Consider the following 17,783-nt stretch of genomic DNA (forward strand, 5'->3'; position numbering starts at 1 on the left):
CCCGAGGCAACCTGGACGCCTTTGCCCGCCGCAGGCTGGTCCCTTCGGTCACCGGCTCCGTCGCCGAGGCCTCCCTGCAGACCACGCTGTTGGGCAACAGCTATGACCTACCCGTCGGATTCGCGCCGGTGGGGTTGACCTCGCTGATGCGCACCGACGCTGAGTCAGCCGGCGCGGCGGCAGCAGCCGCCGCAGGTGTCCCGTTCGCACTGTCCACCATGGGCACCACCAGCATCGAGGACGTCGCCAAGGCCGCACCGACCGGCAGCAAGTGGTTCCAGCTCTACCTGAGCCGCGACCGCTCCACGTCGCTGAACCTGATCGAGCGCGCAGCCAAGGCCGGCTTCGAGGCGTTGGTCCTCACCGTAGACACCCACGTCCCCGGATTCCGACTGCGCGACGAACGCAACAAGCTCTCCATGCCCCCTCGCCTGACGGCCAGGACCGCCCTGCAGTCCGCCCGGCACCCTTCCTGGTTGAAGGACCTGCTCACGCACGACGCGCCGGCCATGAAGAACTTCGGCCCGCAGGACGGGGCCATCGCCGAAGTGGTGGGCAGCCTCTTCGACCCGGGTCTGTCCCTGGACGACCTCGCCTGGCTGCGCACCAAGTGGAACGGACCCATCATCGTCAAGGGCGTCCTCTCCCCCGCCGATGCCACCGCCTTCATGGACCACGGTGCAGACGGCATCTGGATCTCCAACCACGGTGGACGCCAACTGGACCGCGCGATCTCCCCGATCGACGTGGTCGGTGGGATCCGCGAGGCGGTGGGCCCCGACACCCCCGTCATCCTGGACTCCGGCATCCGCTCCGGTGTGGACGTCGTGACGGCCCTCGCCGCCGGAGCCGACTTCGCCTTCATGGGGCGCGCCTACATGTACGGCCTGATGGCCGGCGGGGAGGCCGGTGCCGCCCGCGTGCTGGAGCTCGTGGGACGCGAGGCCCTCAACGCCATGCAGCTACTGGGCGCAACCTCGGTGTCCCAGCTGCGTTCCCGCGGCGCCGAACTCATCACCGAACTCGCCACACCGGCGACGGCACGTAACTGACCTACCGCCGCGCGGCGCGCGCGGCACCACCCCGACACCAGCCGTCGGGCCTCGAACACCACGCGCATTCAATGACGAAGCAGGAGCGCCCCATGAGCACCACTGACAGCCCGGCACCGGGCTCCCAGACGACCCGCATGCCCAAGGCGGCGAAGCGGGCCGTCTGGGCCGGATTCTTCGGCACCCTCATCGAGTGGTACGACTACGCGCTCTATGGCGCGGCGGCCGGACTGATCATCGGCCCGCTCTTCTTCCCCGACGTCATCCCCGCCTCGGCCGCCCTGTTGTCCTTCGCGACCTTCGCGGTGGGTTTCGTGGTGCGTCCGCTCGGCGGGCTGGTGATCTCCCACCTGGGCGACCGTGTGGGGCGCAAACCCGCCATGATCCTGACCGTGGTGCTGATGGGCGTGGCCACCGTGGGCATGGGTGCGCTACCCACCGCTGCGAGCATCGGGCTGGCCGCTCCGATCCTGCTGGTGGTCTTCCGTTTCATTCAGGGCTTCGGGGCCGGCGCCGAGCTGGCCGGCGCGCTGACCCTGGTCTCCGAATACACGGACCACAAGCGCCGTGGACTCTACGTGGGCCTCGTGACCTGCGGCGCACCGGGTGGCGCCTTCCTTGCCACGCTCTCCTTCACCTTCGTGTCCATGCTGCCCGGTGACGTCCTGCTGGAGTGGGCGTGGCGCATCCCCTTCCTCGTCTCCGCGCTTCTGTTCTTCCTGGCCCTGTGGATCCGCAGGCACCTCGAGGAGACTCCGGAGTACCGCGACGTGGTGGTGGCCTCACGCGAACGCGATGAGACCCAGCGGGTGCCGCTGGCCGAGCTCTTCCGCCACAGCCCCCGCGAACTGGTGGCCGGCTTCTTCAGCGTGGCGGGGCACAACGTCACCAACTATGTGTTGAGCACGTTCTGCCTCAGCTACCTCACCCTCACGGTGGGTATGCCGCGTATGCAGGCACTGACCGCCGTTCTCATCTCCTCCGGGCTCGGAGCCATGGCGCCCACCCTGGGAGGTCTCGTGGTGGACAGGATCGGGGCCAAGAAGCTGCTGATCTTCGGCTGCTTCGTCGGCATCGTCATGACGTATCCACTGTTCCTGGCTTTGCAGTCGGGCAACGTGGTTTGGGCCACCTCGGCGATGACCCTGATGACGGTGGTGGGCGTGGGCTCCACCGCTGCTTCAACCGGAACCTATCTGACCAACCTCTTCCCCACGCGCTACCGCTTCACCGGTGTGGCCGCTGCCCGTGAACTCAACGGTGCCATCGTGGCCGGCCCCACGCCCTTGATCGCGACCGCCCTGATCTCAGCGGCCAACGGCGGCATCGGGCTCGTCGTGGCCTTCGTGATCCTGGCCTGCCTCGCATCCCTGGCCGCCGTCCTGTTCGGCACCAAGACCCTGGGAGACAGGCAGCCCGAAGAGGTTGCCGCCTGAGGCGTCCCTCGCCTCACTGCGGGAAGCCGTCGTTCAGGAACCGCGCGATCTCCGGCGACACGCCCTCAACCTGACCCAGCACCTCGTCGCGGGAGACGCGCCAGGAGACCGGGCCGTTCCAATCGCTGCGGACCAGCGCGTCCTCTGCCACCCAGTGCCGTCCGACCACCACGTCCTCCTGGAGTACCTCAAGACGCTCGGCTTCCACCTGGCGGCCGTCCACGTGGATCACGTCGGTGTCCGCGACGACGATCCGAGCCGGTCGCGACATCGTCGGGTCGGAATCCTGAAGCCGCACGTAGGTCTGCGTAGCCTCCCCGTACGATGCACCGGCCTCACGTTGACTGATCACGTCCAGCAGGAGCATGTACTCGCCGTAGCTTGGCAGGCTGTTCAGCGGCAGCCCGGCGGCGATCCGATCACAGTCCACGTCCACCCCTCCGGGATCCTGACGGAAGCGATAGCGCTGCCACCCTTCGCCGTCCGGCTGGAACCGGATCACCGACTGGGCCAGGTAGTTGGGCTGCTCCGGGTCCGTGCGGAAGCCGATTCGGGTGGTGAGCGTTGAGTCCACGAACTCACGCCACAGACCGCCCACGCGGTTCCCGTTGATGGCGACGATCTCCCAGCGTTGCATCGATCGAGACTACGCCGACCGCGCGTGGGCGACCAGCCCTCGTGCGGACCGTCGGAACGCGCCCTCACAGACACCTAGCACTGTCACTACTAGTATCAGCGCCGTCCGGGTTGCGGCTTGGTCCCCGACCACTACTAGTACCAGAATGATTGCCATGCCGATGCTTCGTTCACGCACAGTCACCCATGGCCGCAATATGGCGGGCGCCCGCGCACTCATGCGCGCCTCCGGCGTCGCCAACTCAGACATCGGGAAGCCGATCGTCGCCATCGCGAACTCCTTCACCGAGTTCGTCCCCGGCCACACTCACCTGGCCCCGGTAGGCCGCATCGTCTCCGAGGCCGTCCTGGCCGCAGGCGCCGTGCCGCGCGAATTCAACACCATCGCGGTGGACGACGGCATCGCGATGGGCCACTCCGGCATGCTCTACTCCCTGCCCTCCCGCGACCTGATCGCGGACTCGGTGGAGTACATGGTCAATGCCCACTGCGCCGATGCCCTGGTCTGCATCTCCAATTGCGACAAGATCACCCCGGGCATGCTGCTGGCAGCCATGCGCCTGAACATCCCCACCATCTTCGTCTCCGGCGGACCCATGGAGGCCGGACGGGCCACCTTGACGGACGGATCGATCAAGACCCTGGACCTCATCGACGCGATCTCCCAGTCCGCCGACGAGAACGTCTCCGACGAGGACATCGACCTGATCGAGAACGCCGCTTGCCCCACCTGCGGCTCCTGCTCCGGCATGTTCACCGCCAACTCCATGAACTGCCTCACCGAGGCCATCGGCCTGGCGCTGCCCGGCAACGGTTCCACCCTCGCCACGCACACCAAGCGCAAGGCACTCTACGAGCGTGCCGGTGAGACCATCGTCGAGCTGGCCCACCGTTACTACGCCGAAGACGACGAGTCTGTGCTTCCGCGCGCAATCGCGACCGAGGAGGCCTTCGACAACGCGATGGCCCTCGACATCGCCATGGGCGGGTCCACGAACACGATCCTGCACCTGCTCGCTGCCGCCCAGGAGGGCGGCGTGAACTACGGTCTCAACGAGATCGATCAGAAGTCCCGCAACGTCCCCTGCCTGGCCAAGGTGGCCCCCAACGTGGCCTACGGCAAGACCTATTACATGGAGGATGTCCACCGTGCAGGCGGCATCCCGGCACTGCTGGGCGAGCTCAACCGCGGCGGACTGCTGCACAAGAACGTGCATTCCGTGCATTCTCCGGACCTGCAGACCTTCCTTGACGACTGGGACATCCGAGGCGGCAAGGCCACTCAGGAGGCCCAGGACCTGTGGCACGCTGCCCCCGGCGGAAAGCGTTCTTCCACGGCCTTCTCCCAGTCCAACGAGTGGACCGAGCTTGACACCGATGCGACTCAGGGTTGCATCCACGATGTGGAGCACGCCTACTCCAAGGACGGTGGCTTGGGCGTGCTGCGCGGCAACATCGCCCTGGACGGCGCCGTGGTGAAGACCGCAGGAGTGGACGAGTCCATCTGGACGTTCCAGGGCCCTGCCGTGGTCTGCGAGTCCCAGGACGAGGCCGTCGAGAAGATCCTGAACAAGACCGTGAAGGAGGGCGACGTGGTGGTCATCCGCTACGAGGGCCCCAAGGGCGGTCCGGGCATGCAGGAAATGCTCTACCCCACCTCCTTCCTCAAGGGTCGTGGCCTCGGCAAGAAGTGCGCGCTGATCACGGACGGCCGCTTCTCCGGCGGCACCTCCGGCCTGTCGATCGGGCACATGTCTCCCGAGGCAGCCGGCGGCGGAGCCATCGCCCTGATCGAGGACGGGGACCAGATCCGCATCGATATCCCGAGCCGTTCCCTGGACCTGTTGGTCTCCGACGAGGAGCTGGCCGAGCGTCGCGCCAAGCTGGAGGCCACCACCGGCTACCGTCCGGCCGAGCGTGTCCGCAACGTTTCAGCGGCCCTGCGCGCCTACGCTGCCATGGCCACGAGCGCGGACAAGGGCGCCGTGCGCGACGTCGACTCCATCGCGGGACCGGTCGCCGCACCCCAGAACGCCTGATCACACGCCTTTCGGCGCCCTTGGGCGCCGCCTCTGCCCGCCGTCGTGGGGCGACTTGTAAACGCAGGTCGCCCCACGACGTTCGGCATTGGTCATGGATTACGCCGTACGCGCAGCAACTATGAAAGATTTCGCAACAGCGACGTGTCGCATCCGTGCACGCGTAGGGTAGACGACATGGATTCGCAGACTCAGACCCCGGACGTCGCTCTGAAGGAGCTCCTGCACCGGGCCTTCGACGAGCAGATCCCCAACTATGGCGGCTACAACCTCGTCTTCGCTTCGGGAGGGGCGGGTGCGGGCGGCAGCTATGTGGTCGGTTTCCGCGCGCAACCATTGGAACTCGTGGTGGCGCCGGTGGATCCGCGCAGCTACGAGGCCCTGGAGCCGGCCACCAGCGTGGACCTCACCAACCTGTCCCACCTGGCTCAGCTCCGCGATGCCGGGTACGAGGTGGCCATGTCCACCGGCCGCATGTTCCGCATCGATGTGGCCCCCGTTCCCGTGCTGCACCTGGACGATGCAGACGGTAGGCACACCGTGGAGTTGGAACAGATCGACGACTGCGCGGAATTCCATGACTTCATGGAGGCGTTCATGGACACCCTGGATTCCATCGACGCCGCCGGCCAGGAGGCAGAGGCCTGACCGAGCAGAGTTTTTCGTGGAGTGAGGCCAAGCACACCGGGCTCACTTCCCCGGTAATCCGCGGTTGTCGAGAGTTTAGCCCGATTTGCTTGATGTGGGTGGCCCGAGTAAAGTTGATCCAGTCGTGCGAGGCCGGGGAAACCTGGAGAACGGCGACGGTACGCGCCTCTAGCTCAATTGGCAGAGCAATTGACTCTTAATCAATGGGTTCCGGGTTCAAGTCCCGGGGGGCGCACCAAAGAAAGCAAAGGGCCGGTCCGACTGGACCGGCCCTTTCGCTTACGCGGGCGCCTATCCGGGAGCGACGCTGCCCGACGCCGCGGCGGCGGGCCCTACCGCGAGGAGACGTCGCCGAAGACGCGGGCCACAGGCGCCACGAAGGCAGGGCGAGCCAAGGCCCAGCCCGCGGCCATCACCACGAGGGCCACCACGAACGTGATGAAGCCGGCCCAGCCGCCGGCATCGGTCGCCGCGAAGACATGATTCAGGTTCCGCTTCATCCCGGTGGAGAGCACCAACCCCACGTGCACCACCACGAATCCCACGAAGTAGATCATCACCGGGAAGTGAACGCGCCTGGCCAGCTGCATCGGGATCACCCGGTCCAGGGAGTGTGGCCACACCGTGGACATCCGCCAACCAGACAGGGCGGCCAGCGGCGCGGCGATGAACACCGTGGCGAAGTAGGTCAGTTGCTGCAACCCGTTGTAGGCCACCCACCCGTTCTCCGTTGGCCAGTCCAGGCTCAGATACTGCACTCCGGCGGAGAGCGCGTTCGGGACGACGGCCCACTCGGTGGGAACCAGCCGCAGCCAGTGGCCGCTGACGAAGAGGAAGATCAGGAAAACTACTCCGTTGAGCAGCCACAGCAGGTCGATCGTCTGGTGCAGCCAGACCGTCAGACTGACCTTCCTGCCGCTCCTGCGTGACGTCCAGGTGGCGGGTGGCCTGGTCTCCCGCCTCACCCGCAGGCCGGTGGCGATGATCAGCACCATGAAGAAGGCGTTGAGGAAGTGCTGCCAGCCGAGCCATCCCGGTAGCCCCACCGGGGTGTGCTCCGGCTGGGGCGCCGCCCCCGGGTAGCGATGAACAAAGTCTTGGACGGGGGCCAGGGTCATCAGCAGACTCGCGGCAGCAACGGCCACCGCCACCACGATGACCGCGCCGACGAGCCATCCCGCCACCTTGGACGCAGCCGAACGCTGCGCCCGTGCGTGCGGCTTCTCAGCCGACGCCTCCGGAACCTCGTCCGGCGCCTGAACCCGGTCCGGCGCCTGAACCCGTTCCGGCGACGCGGACACCCGATCCTGCGGTTCGGGAACGGACACAACGCCCGACGGCGTGGCCCCCTTCTCGACCGGCGGCGCCTCCACGCTCGGAACTTCGGGCCTGCCGACACCGTCGTTGAAGTCATTGCTGCCGGCGCCGGCCTCCGCCACCGACTCCTCGGTTTCCTCGGCCGCTCCTGCATCCCCCAACGTGGGGATCTCCACCTTCTTGGCGGCCATGATGTCCTTGAGCCCCGGATTCCTGGCCTCCGGCACCTCGCCCTCATAGATCAGGGCCGCACCGGACGGTTCCATGGTGGACGTGGCGGCTGCGGCGGCAGCCGGACCCACGTCGTCGGGCAAAGAAACCGTCCCGGCGACGGCGTAGCCGTCCGGGAGGTGGTCTGGAGAACCGGCGAGAACCACGTCGCTGCCCAGGAGCTCCCGATGCAATTGCGTTTCGGGTGGCGCCAAGGCCGCTTCGCCGGCTCCGAGCGCAAGGCACTTGCGCAGAACCGCCTCGTCTGGCCCCACCACCCGAATCGATGGGCTCGCGGAAGCCAATGTATCGACGAGGCGAGGCAGGAGGTCGGCAGGGCCAAGCAGCGTGATTCGGGTGGAAGTGGTCATCGCGCCAAGCCTATCCGCCGCTACCCCCGAGGCCGGTACCTGGAGCGTAGGAAGGTGAGCAGAACCACCCTCCCCCGATTTCGCGATCTCGGCGCTCTGGGTGTAGGCTTGATTCGTTCGTGAAACGCCTTTGGGCGTTGAAGAGAACGGTATGCGCCTCTAGCTCAATTGGCAGAGCAATTGACTCTTAATCAATGGGTTCCGGGTTCAAGTCCCGGGGGGCGCACCAATCTTGTGGCAGGGCCGGTCCAGTCGGATCGGCCCTTTCGCGTTCTCGGCTCCGGACAGATTCCGGTGCGTCGACACACGCGTCGGTGTGAAGCCGGTGATCCACACCGACGCGTGTGCATGGACACCGCGATCCGTGCAGCGGGTCAGGCCTCGTCCGCCGAGATCATGCGCAGATACGAGCGCCGCGAACGCTCCGTCTTGTCGTCGCCGAGCCGACCGTGTGGATCCACCACCAGCACCCGATGCCCCTCCGCGTCCAGCTGTTGCAGGGCCTGCACCAGCATGCGGGCGCCCACCGCGAAGATGGTGGAGACCCCGGACAGGTCCACCACCACGTCGCCCTTTCCCGGTGCGATCCCCGCAAGGTGGCGCATCGCCAATTCGGTCGACGTGAAATCCAAGGCACCTTGGAGGGCCACGCGGGTCCGCCCCAAACGGGAGACCGACCGACGCCCGATCACATCCAGGGACGGTGGTGGCGTCATCATCAAGTGGAGATTCCACGCGGAACTGAGCTCTTGGAAGGCCTTCACACCCCGTACGGAGTTGCCGAACTCGTCCAACCGGGGAGAGAACGTCCCCAAGCCCAACTCCCCCGGCAACGCACCCAACAGTCCGCCCGCCACCCCGGACTTGGCTGGGATCCCCACGGCGGAGAGCCAATCCCCCGCGGCGTCGTACATCCCGCAGGTGGCCATGACGGAAAGCACCTGACGGGTCACGGGCGCGGACACCACGCGCCGCTTGGTCACCGGATTGACGCCACCGGAGGCCAACGTCATCGCCATCACCGCCAGATCCCGGGCGGACACCGTGACGGAGCACTGCCGGGTGTACCCACGTACGGCCTCGACCGGATCGGTGGAGATGATGCCGTTGGCCCGGACGAGGTTGGCCAGCGCCCGGTTGCGCCAGGCCTCCGACATCTCGGATTCCAGGACATCCTCGTCGACCTGCAGATCGCGGCCGGCGAAGGCGGAGAGCCCCTGAAGCACGACATCGCCTCGCTCCGCCTCACTGCATGAGGGTTCCCCCAGCAAGGTGTGCGGGGTGATGGCCCCGATGTTGATCATCGGATTCTCGGGGCGGCCCGTGTTCTCCTCCAGGGATATCTCATTGAAGGCGTCGCCGGACGGTTCCATCCCGACCTTGGCCGTGACGGCCTCAAGACCGTGCTGCTCGAGCGCCAGCGCATAGGCGAAGGGCTTGGAGATCGACTGGATGGAGAACTGCTGCGCATCATCCCCTGCCCCATAGAGCATCCCGTCCGGCATACACACTGCCGCACCCAACGGTTCGGGATCCGCGGCCGCAAGCTCAGGGATGTAATCCGCCACGGCTCCTGACGTGTTGGGTCGCACGCCCTCGAGGATGCGTTCCAGATCGGCCTGAATCGGTGAGGTCACGTCGCAAAAGCTCCTGAGATGACGAGGTCGTTAGGATCTTTGACGATACCGAATACGTCAACGCCTGAAAGAGAACACCATGTCTGAACGCCTCCCCGTAGGCTCCCCCGCCCCCGAGTTCACCCTGACCGCCGCGGATGGCTCCACCGTTTCCCTGGCCGAGTTGACCCAGCAGGGCAAGGTCATCGTCTACTTCTACCCGGCCGCATCCACGCCCGGCTGCACCAGGGAGGCCTGCGACTTCCGCGACAACCTGGCGTCCCTGGCCGGCGAGGGATACGCGGTGGTCGGCATCTCTCCCGATTCGCCCGCGAAGATCGCCAAGTTCGTGGAGAAGGAGGGTCTCACCTTCCCGCTGCTCTCCGATGAGGATCACGCGGTGGCCGAGGCCTACGGTGCCTGGGGCGAGAAGAAGAACTACGGCAAGGTCTACGAGGGGCTCATCCGCTCCACCTTCGTGGTGGGTCAGGACGGGAACCTGGAGCTGGCTCAGTACAACGTGCGTGCCACCGGCCACGTCGCCAAGTTGCGCCGGGACCTCGGGCTGGACTGATCCGATCCCCACGCCCGGTCCTCATGGCCGACGGCGCGTGCCCGACTCACGCCGCAGCCGCGCCATGGTGTAGGGATCGCTCCGGCGACGGTTAGACTGTCCAATGGTGCGCCTGGCTGCGGCGAGGCGCACGAGCGCGAGTGGCGGAATTGGTAGACGCGCTGGATTTAGGTTCCAGTGTCTTATGACGTAGGGGTTCAAGTCCCCTCTCGCGCACCGAAGAAACATGGTCCCTGGCTCGGAGTGTTGGACTCTTGGCCGGGGGCCATTTTCGCGTCATGTGCTCGCCGTTCACGGGGTCGTCGGAGGACGCGTTGGGCCAAGGGCTGCCGGAGTGGCATGATCCGCGTCACGTTGATCCCGCGGACCCCTGTCACGTATAAGCCGCCCACGCCCGCACGCGGTACCCTGAGGGGTGAAGCCTGGTGGCCCCGTCCGCTTGACGCGCGCCCCAGGAGACAAACACGTCCCAACCCAATGGAGTGACTGTGTCGCAAGCACCTGCCCTCTCACTGGATGTCGCCCTCGTCGGCGGCGGCATCATGAGCGCCACCCTCGGAACCTTCCTGCAGCAGGTGGAACCGTCCTGGAGCATCGGCCTCTTCGAGAATTTGGATCGAGCGGGCCTGGAGTCCTCCGATCCGTGGAACAACGCCGGTACGGGGCACTCCGCACTGTGCGAGCTGAACTACGCTCCCGCAGCCGCTGACGGCTCCGTGGACCCCAAGAAGTCGCTGGGTATCAACGAGCAGTTCCAGCTCTCCCGTCAGTTCTTCTCCTGGGCCGTCACCAACGGCCTGGTCAAGGATCCTCAGAGCTTCATCCACCCGCTGCCTCACATGAGCTTCGTGATCGGCGAGGACCACCAGCGTTACCTCAAGACTCGCTACGAGTCCCTCTCGGCCAACCCGCTCTTCGCTTCCATGGAATACACCGAGGACCGCGATCAGATCGGTGACTGGACCCCGTTGGTGGGCGAGGGCCGCACCCAGAAGACTGTGGCCGCCTCCCGCGTGAAGGACGGCACGGACGTGGACTTCGGTTCGCTCACCCGTCAGCTCGTGGACGGCCTCGGAGCCAAGGGCGCGGACATCCGCTTCCGTCACCGCGTCACCAACCTGACCAAGACCGCCAACGGCTGGCAGCTGGAGGTCAAGAACCAGGGCACCGGTGAGACCTTCGCCGTTGACGCCAAATTCGTCTTCGTCGGCGCAGGTGGCGGCGCACTGCCGCTGCTGCAGAAGTCCGGCATCGACGAGGCCAAGGGCTACGGCGGCTTCCCGGTTTCCGGCGAGTTCCTGCGTTGCACCAACAACGAGGTCATCGCCCGCCACGAGGCCAAGGTCTACGGTCAGGCCTCCGTTGGCGCCCCACCGATGTCCGTGCCTCACCTGGACACCCGCTACGTGGGCGGCAAGAAGGCCCTCATGTTCGGCCCCTACGGTGGTTTCTCCCCCAAGTTCCTGAAGACCGGCAAGCTCTGGGACCTGCCCGCCTCGGTGCGCGGGAACAACCTGCTGCCCATGCTGGCCGTGGCCAAGGACAACCTGGATCTGGTCAAGTACCTGGTCACCGAGTTGCTGAAGACCCGTAACCAGCAGATGAACGCCATGCGCGACTACTACCCGGCCGCCAACGCCGAGGACTGGGAGCTGATCACGGCCGGCCAGCGCGTCCAGGTCATCAAGAAGGACCCCAAGAAGAAGGGCGTTCTGCAGTTCGGTACCGAGGTCATCGCCGCCGGCGACGGCACCATCGCCGGCCTGCTCGGTGCCTCCCCGGGAGCCTCGACGGCCACCCCGATCATGCTCGGCCTACTGCAGCGTTGCTTCCCCTCGAAGTACGCCGGCTGGGAGGACACCCTGAAGGCCATGGTCCCGACCCTGGGGCACACGCTCAACGATGAACCCGATCTCTACGCTGAGACCAAGGCAGTGACGGACAAGGTCCTGAAGCTGGCCTGATCCGGCTGGAATTCCACGAGGCCCTTTCGGCAGGTGCGCACCTGCCGAAAGGGCCTCGTGCTTTTCTGCGGCGTGCAGGCGCCACCGCCGTCCCACGGTGAACATCACCGAGTCCACCTGGCAGACTGGGGTGCAACGTCGACCGATTCATTTGAGGAGCTCCCCCTCGTGTCGTTGCTTTCCCGTCTTGCCTTGCGCAACCGCGCCCTCATCGTGCTGCTCTGCATCTTCGTGGTGGTGTTCGGCAGCATCGGCATGACCAAGCTCAAACAGGAACTGATCCCCTCGGTCGAGTTCCCACAGATCACCGTCACCGCCTCCAACCAGGGGGCCTCGCCGGAGGTGATGGACAAGCAGGTGGCCCAGCCGCTGGAGTCCTCCCTGCAGGCCGTGGAAGGTCTCGACGAGTCCACGGCAACGTCGTCTGCCGGAACCACGACACTGAATCTCACCTTCGGCTACGGCACCGACCTGGATCGAGCCCGCAACCAGGTGGACCGAGCCATCTCCAACGTGACTCAGTCCCTGCCCGACGGCGTTGAACCGGTCTCCTTCGCCGGATCCGTGGACGATCTACCTGTCATCTACTACGCCGTGTCCGGTAAGGACTCGCTCGCCGCCACCGCCGCGTCGTTGAACGACGAGGTGGTCCCAGCACTGCGCAAGTTGGACGGCGTGCGTCAGGTGGACGTCACGGGTGCCGCCCAACAGCAGGTCGAAGTCCTCCCGGACACCAAGGCGCTGGCCGCCGCCGGCCTGAGTCCCAACGATCTCAAGACGGCCGTCGAAGAGGCGGGCGTCGCCATGTCCTTGGGAGACCTGGACGAGGACAAGCTGACCCTCCCCATCCAGACCTCCGGCGCCCCCGACTCCGTCAAGGACATCGAGGCCCTGCCCCTGGCCGCGAAGAACGGCTCCACCACCACGGTCGGCGACCTGGCCGAGGTCAAGGTAACGGATCAAGAGAGCTCGAGCATCACCCGCACCAATGGTGAACAGACCCTCGCACTGAGCGTCACCAAGACTCCGGAGGCGGACACGGTCCGGGTCTCCGATGCCGTGCAGGACGCACTGCCTGCCCTGGAAAAATCCACCGGCACCGCCTTCACCCTGGTCTTCGACCAGGCACCGGCCATCACGGATTCCATCCACGACCTGACCGTGGAGGGAGCGCTCGGCCTGGTCTTCGCGATCGTGGTCATCCTGCTCTTCCTGCTCTCCATCCCCTCCACCCTGGTCACCGCGGTCTCCATCCCGCTCTCCCTGCTGGTGGCTTTCATCGGCCTCTGGGCCGCCGGTCTATCGCTGAACATGCTGACGCTCGGCGCCCTGACCATCTCCATCGGCCGCGTGGTTGACGACTCCATCGTGGTCATCGAGAACATCAAACGTCACCTGACAGATCCGCTCCCCCGCGCACAATCCATCTTGGTGGCCGTGCGCGAGGTGGCCGGAGCCATCACCGCCTCCACCCTCACCACCGTGGCCGTCTTCCTGCCCATCGCCTTTGTCGGTGACCTGGCAGGGGAGCTCTTCCGGCCCTTCTCCCTGACCGTCACGATCGCGATGATCTCCTCGCTCTTCGTGGCGCTGACCATCGTCCCGGTCCTTGCCTACTGGTTCCTGCGTGCACCCAAGGTGATGCAGGCGCCCAAGGACATGACGCCGTCGAAGACGGCTGACGCCGGCGCGACCGCGGAGTCGGGCACGGAGACGTCGGGCACCAGAAAAAAGGGAAAGAAGCCGGCCACCGGAGAGAAGCTGCCTCTGCTGCAGCGGCTCTACCTGCCCATCCTCAACGGCACCCAGAAGCACCCGGTGCTGATCGTGGTCGCGTCGGTGATCATCCTGGCTGCCACCGTGGGCGCCACGCCACTGATGAAGACCAACCTGCTGGGCGGCATGGGGCAGGGATCGTTCTCGGGAACCCTCACCATGCCTGCCGGTTCGTCACTGGCGACCACGGACGAGGCCGCTACCAAGGTCGAGGACAAGCTCACCGGGCTGAAGGACGTCAAGGACGTCCAGGTCTCCATCGGTTCCGGCGAGGGCGCCATGGCGATGCTCATGGGCGGCGGTTCCGGTACCGCGCAGTTCACCGTGACCACCGACGACGACGCGGATCCCGCCGTCGTCGCACGCACGGCGCAGCGTGCAACGGCACGACTGGACACCGGAGGCGAGACCGAGTTCTCCGCGACGCAAGGCGGTGGCTTCAGCAACGACATCACGGTTGCCGTGAAGGCCTCGGATCCCGCCACGCTTGAGAAGGCAAACGCTGTCGTGGTCAAGGCCATGGAGGATGTGGATGGGGTGCGCGAGGTCACCTCGGACCTCACCACCACGAGCCCCCAGGTGCGGGTGACCGTGGACCGGAGACAAGCGGCGGAAGCAGGGTTGAGCCAGGCGCAGATCGCCGGACTCGTCAACGCGACGTTGAACCCGCTGGATGCCGGATCGGTGACGTTCGGGTTCACCACCTTGCCCGTGAAGATCGGAGAGGGGCAGTCACTGTCCGGGGTTTCCTCGCTGAAGGACCTGGAGATCACCACGGCACGCGGTGAGGTGGCGTTGTCCGACATCGCAACGATCAAGCGCGAGGACGCGGAGGCGAGCCTCTCGACGCAGAACACGGACCGGATCTCCACGGTGACCATCACCCCGCCCGAGGACGACCTGGGCACGGTGGCCGGCGCCGTCACCTCGAAACTGGATTCGTTGGACCTGCCCTCCGGCGCGTCAGTGACCTTGGGAGGCGCCGCGACCCAGCAGGAGGACGCCTTCTCCCAGCTGGGCCTGGCACTTCTGGCCGCGATCGCGATCGTGTACGTGATCATGGTGGCCACGTTCAAATCCCTGGTCCAGCCGCTGGTCCTGCTGGTGTCCATCCCCTTCGCCGCGACCGGTGCGTTGGCTGCCCTCTTGATCTCCGGAACCCCTTTGGGTCTGGCCTCCCTCATCGGTCTGCTGATGTTGGTCGGCATCGTCGTCACCAACGCCATCGTGCTGATCGACCTCATCAACCAGTACCGGCGGCCCGGACCCGGGCACGAGGCCATGCCGCTGGCCGAGGCCATCAAGTTCGGTGCGTTGCGGCGACTTCGTCCCATCCTGATGACGGCGGCCGCCACCATCTTCGCTATGGTTCCCATGGCTCTGGGTATCACCGGCTCCGGGGGCGTGATCTCCCAGCCGCTGGCCGTGGTGGTCATCGGCGGCCTGGTCTCCTCCACGCTGCTGACGCTGGTGCTTGTCCCGGTGCTCTACCGCCTGGTGGAGATCCGCAAGGAGCGGCGCAGGGTGGCTGAGGGTGAGCCTGCGGCCGAGGAGGTCGACTTCCCTGCCGATCTGGACGCCGTTGCCGTTCCCAGCACCGGCTCCGATACCGGTTCGGCCCCGTCGAAGGCTGGGCGCCACAGCGCTTGAGTCCGGCAAGGCGAAGGGACCGCCGATACTCAGCAGCAGCACCCAGTCGGTGCAGCGGCCGTGTATCGGCGGTCCCTTCGCTTGTGCGGTCCGCTCTGAGGTCGCGAATCCGCCTGGGTCGCGAATCCGTCTGGCCTGAGATCAGGCGGGGAGGTCAGCCACCAGCCCGGCGTAGGTGAAGCCACCGCCGAAGCCGAAGAGGAGCGTGCGACCACCGCGCGGCAGTTCTCCCGCGTGCCAGGCCTTGGACAGCGCCAGCGGCACGGAGGCCGCGGAGGTGTTACCGGAGACCTCGATGTCCTTGAGCACAATCTGGTCCTCGCGAGCCTTGAGGCCCTTGGCCAGGGGTTCGATGATGCGCAGGTTGGCCTGATGGAAGGCGTACACGTCGATGTCGTCTGCCTTGACCTCGGCCTGCGCCAGGATCTGCTTGGCGATCTTCACGGAGCCGGTCAGGGCCCAACGCATCACGCCGCGACCGTTCTGGGAGAACAGGCGGGGCTGGCCCTTCACCTCCACGGCCTCGGCGAGTTCGGGGACGGAACCCCAGACCACACCGGAGATGTGGTCCTCCTCGGAGGCGCCCACCACCGCGGCACCGGCACCGTCTGCCGTCAGCACACAGGTGGTGCGGTCGGTCCAGTCGGTGATGCGGGTCAATTCCTCGGATCCGATCACCAGAGCGCGTTCGGAGGCACCGGTGGAGATGGCCTGGTCCGCGAGGGCCAGTGCGTACTCGAACCCTGAGCAAGCGGTGTTCACGTCGATGACGCCCGGGCCGTCGAGTCCGAGTTCCACGGCGATCTTGGCCGCGTTGTTGGGGCTGAGGGTCTCGGTGGACACGGAGGTCACGATGACCAGGTCCACACTGTCCACGCCTGCGTCCTCGAGGGCCATGCGTGCGGCCGCGACACCCATGGAGACCACGTTGTCGTGGTCCTCCACGACGCGACGTTCCTTGATGCCGGTGCGCGTGACGATCCACTCGTCATTGGTGTCCACCAGCTTCTCGATGTCAGAGTTGGTGAGGACCTTTTCCGGTTGGTAGTGCCCCAGCCCGAGCAGGGCGGAACCACGGAGGACGCGTTTCTTCATGGTGTCAAGATACCTTTCCTGTGCCCTCAACACCCAGTTCGGGCGCAGCGGGTCGTTGTCTTGCAGCCAGGGCAGCCTGTGCCGAGCCGACCAGAACCAGCAGGATGCCTGCACCCAAAGTCACCCAGAGTGCTGCCGCATGCCCGTCCGCATCGGCCAACGCGCCGCTGATCCAGTTACCGATCGAGGTGCCCAGGGTGATGCCTGCGGCCAGCAGCGTCATGATCAACCCGAGCCTGCGCACGGGCGTGTGGTTGCCGGCGATCGCGAAGACGGTGACGAGGACCGGTCCGATGGGCGCGCCCACCAGGAGGAACAGGATGGAGAGCTGCCATGGCTGCTCGGGAAGCCAGAGCAGGCAGAGCACGGCGACCAGGACCACCGAGCACACCATCCAGCGCCTCGAATGGCTGAACTTCGGCGACCACCGTGAGACCGACAACGCGGCCAAACCGGAGGTGAGTCCCATGGTCGCGTAGACCAGTCCCCCGGAGCCGCTGTGCCCGGTCTCGTCGGCGAAGGCGGTGGACACGGTGGCCAGCGAGCCGAACACGATGCCGATGCTGAGCATGCCGAGCAGCAACGCAGAGATGAGGCCGAGCGGCATCCGCTCCGGTACCACGACGTGGGGCTGGGATCCGGTGTCGGAGTCCACCGGTTGTGCCCCGAGTTCTTGGGGAACCGCGGCTGCGGCGGTGGGGTGCAGCGCGAACCACGGGACCACCACGAGCGCCAGGATCAGTGCGGTCCACAGCGGCACCACCGGCGTGGTTGCGGCTGCCAAGAGGCCGACGATGGCGGGTCCGAACACGAAGGACATCTCGTCCATGGTGGATTCGTAGGACTGTGCTGCATCAAGGGCGGAGGCTTCCACCGGTCCGCGGCCGCCCAGTCGTCGGATCCAGCGCACCCGCGTCATGGGCCCGGCCTGAGGAGCGGTCAGACCGGCCGCGAAGGCCGCACACGAGAGCATGGCTCCCGCGTCCTGCGCGGACCCTGCCACGAGGACCCAGACCAGTGCGGCGGAGTAGGCGATGGAACACAGCAACAGCGTGGGCCTCTGACCCCAACGGTCCGAGGCGGAGCCGAGGATCGGAGCTCCGACAGCGACGCCGATCCCGGCGATGGCCGCGACCGCTCCACCCACGGCAACGCCGGAGACGCTGGAGACGAAGGTGAGGATGCCGATGCTCAGCATGGACAGCGGCAGGCGGGCCAGGGCCGAGACGGGGAAGTACGAGGGACCCGCGATGGAAGCCAAGCTGGGACGCTTCGGCCTCGCCGAACCGCGCGCCGCCGGAGCAGGCGATGAAGTGGACACGAGGGCACGACTTTCTTGTGCGTGCGTAACGTCCCTGCCTCCCGTTACGCCGAACCCATGTCAGACGGATCCATTCTA

12 protein-coding genes and 3 tRNA genes are annotated in these 17,783 nt (G+C 66.4%); 10 read left to right on the forward strand and 5 right to left on the reverse strand.

Annotated features, from left to right (window positions below):
* A partial coding sequence (locus tag Q0A15_RS01940; RefSeq protein WP_291277859.1) for an alpha-hydroxy acid oxidase occupies positions 1–1,052 on the forward strand: 1,052 nt, incomplete at its 5' end.
* Positions 1,053–1,144: 92 nt separating this feature from the next.
* Positions 1,145–2,488 (forward strand): MFS transporter, encoded by a 1,344-nt coding sequence (locus Q0A15_RS01945; RefSeq protein WP_291277860.1) that lies wholly within the window; start codon positions 1,145–1,147, stop codon positions 2,486–2,488.
* Positions 2,489–2,501: 13 nt separating this feature from the next.
* Here Q0A15_RS01945 and Q0A15_RS01950 read toward each other — a convergent pair whose 3' ends face one another.
* Complete coding sequence (locus Q0A15_RS01950; RefSeq protein ID WP_291277861.1) at positions 2,502–3,125, reverse strand: hypothetical protein; 624 nt, start codon at positions 3,123–3,125, stop codon at positions 2,502–2,504.
* A 154-nt stretch (positions 3,126–3,279) separates the two neighbouring features.
* Between Q0A15_RS01950 and ilvD the strand changes: the two genes are divergently transcribed.
* From ilvD to Q0A15_RS01965, 3 genes are all read left to right on the forward strand, one after another.
* Positions 3,280–5,163 (forward strand): dihydroxy-acid dehydratase, encoded by a 1,884-nt coding sequence (ilvD, locus tag Q0A15_RS01955; protein WP_291277862.1) that lies wholly within the window; start codon positions 3,280–3,282, stop codon positions 5,161–5,163.
* Positions 5,164–5,340: 177 nt separating this feature from the next.
* A complete protein-coding gene (locus Q0A15_RS01960) occupies positions 5,341–5,811 on the forward strand; it encodes a hypothetical protein (RefSeq protein ID WP_291277863.1) in 471 nt (156 codons plus the stop codon).
* A gap of 162 nt (positions 5,812–5,973) precedes the next feature.
* Positions 5,974–6,049 (forward strand) — tRNA-Lys (locus Q0A15_RS01965).
* Between the two features lie 94 nt (positions 6,050–6,143).
* On the opposite strand, the gene Q0A15_RS01970 is transcribed toward Q0A15_RS01965, so the two are convergent.
* A complete protein-coding gene (locus tag Q0A15_RS01970) occupies positions 6,144–7,709 on the reverse strand; it encodes a cytochrome b/b6 domain-containing protein (RefSeq protein WP_291277864.1) in 1,566 nt (521 codons plus the stop codon).
* A gap of 153 nt (positions 7,710–7,862) precedes the next feature.
* On the opposite strand from Q0A15_RS01970, the gene Q0A15_RS01975 reads away from it, so the two are divergent.
* Positions 7,863–7,938 (forward strand) — tRNA-Lys (locus Q0A15_RS01975).
* Positions 7,939–8,083: 145 nt separating this feature from the next.
* Here the strand turns inward: Q0A15_RS01975 and glsA are convergent.
* Entirely contained in the window at positions 8,084–9,346 is a 1,263-nt protein-coding gene (glsA, locus tag Q0A15_RS01980) for a glutaminase A (RefSeq protein WP_291277865.1), read from the reverse strand.
* A 79-nt stretch (positions 9,347–9,425) separates the two neighbouring features.
* Here glsA and bcp point away from each other — a divergent pair, with 79 nt between their 5' ends.
* From bcp to Q0A15_RS02000, 4 genes are all read left to right on the forward strand, one after another.
* Positions 9,426–9,899, forward strand: a complete 474-nt coding sequence (bcp, locus tag Q0A15_RS01985) for a thioredoxin-dependent thiol peroxidase (protein WP_291277866.1) — start codon at positions 9,426–9,428, stop codon at positions 9,897–9,899.
* Positions 9,900–10,033: 134 nt separating this feature from the next.
* Positions 10,034–10,115, forward strand: a tRNA-Leu gene (locus tag Q0A15_RS01990).
* A gap of 272 nt (positions 10,116–10,387) precedes the next feature.
* A complete protein-coding gene (locus Q0A15_RS01995) occupies positions 10,388–11,863 on the forward strand; it encodes a malate:quinone oxidoreductase (RefSeq protein WP_291277867.1) in 1,476 nt (491 codons plus the stop codon).
* A gap of 168 nt (positions 11,864–12,031) precedes the next feature.
* Positions 12,032–15,289, forward strand: a complete 3,258-nt coding sequence (locus Q0A15_RS02000) for an efflux RND transporter permease subunit (RefSeq protein ID WP_291277868.1) — start codon at positions 12,032–12,034, stop codon at positions 15,287–15,289.
* Between the two features lie 141 nt (positions 15,290–15,430).
* Here the strand turns inward: Q0A15_RS02000 and Q0A15_RS02005 are convergent, their stop codons facing one another.
* Both Q0A15_RS02005 and Q0A15_RS02010 read right to left on the reverse strand, forming a co-directional pair.
* Positions 15,431–16,384, reverse strand: coding sequence for a beta-ketoacyl-ACP synthase III (locus Q0A15_RS02005; RefSeq protein ID WP_291277869.1), 954 nt, complete (start codon positions 16,382–16,384; stop codon positions 15,431–15,433).
* A gap of 4 nt (positions 16,385–16,388) precedes the next feature.
* Complete coding sequence (locus Q0A15_RS02010; protein ID WP_291277870.1) at positions 16,389–17,705, reverse strand: MFS transporter; 1,317 nt, start codon at positions 17,703–17,705, stop codon at positions 16,389–16,391.
* Positions 17,706–17,783 lie beyond the last annotated feature (78 nt).

It is taken from the genome of Galactobacter sp. (assembly GCF_022712295.1).
Classification (GTDB): domain Bacteria; phylum Actinomycetota; class Actinomycetes; order Actinomycetales; family Micrococcaceae; genus Galactobacter.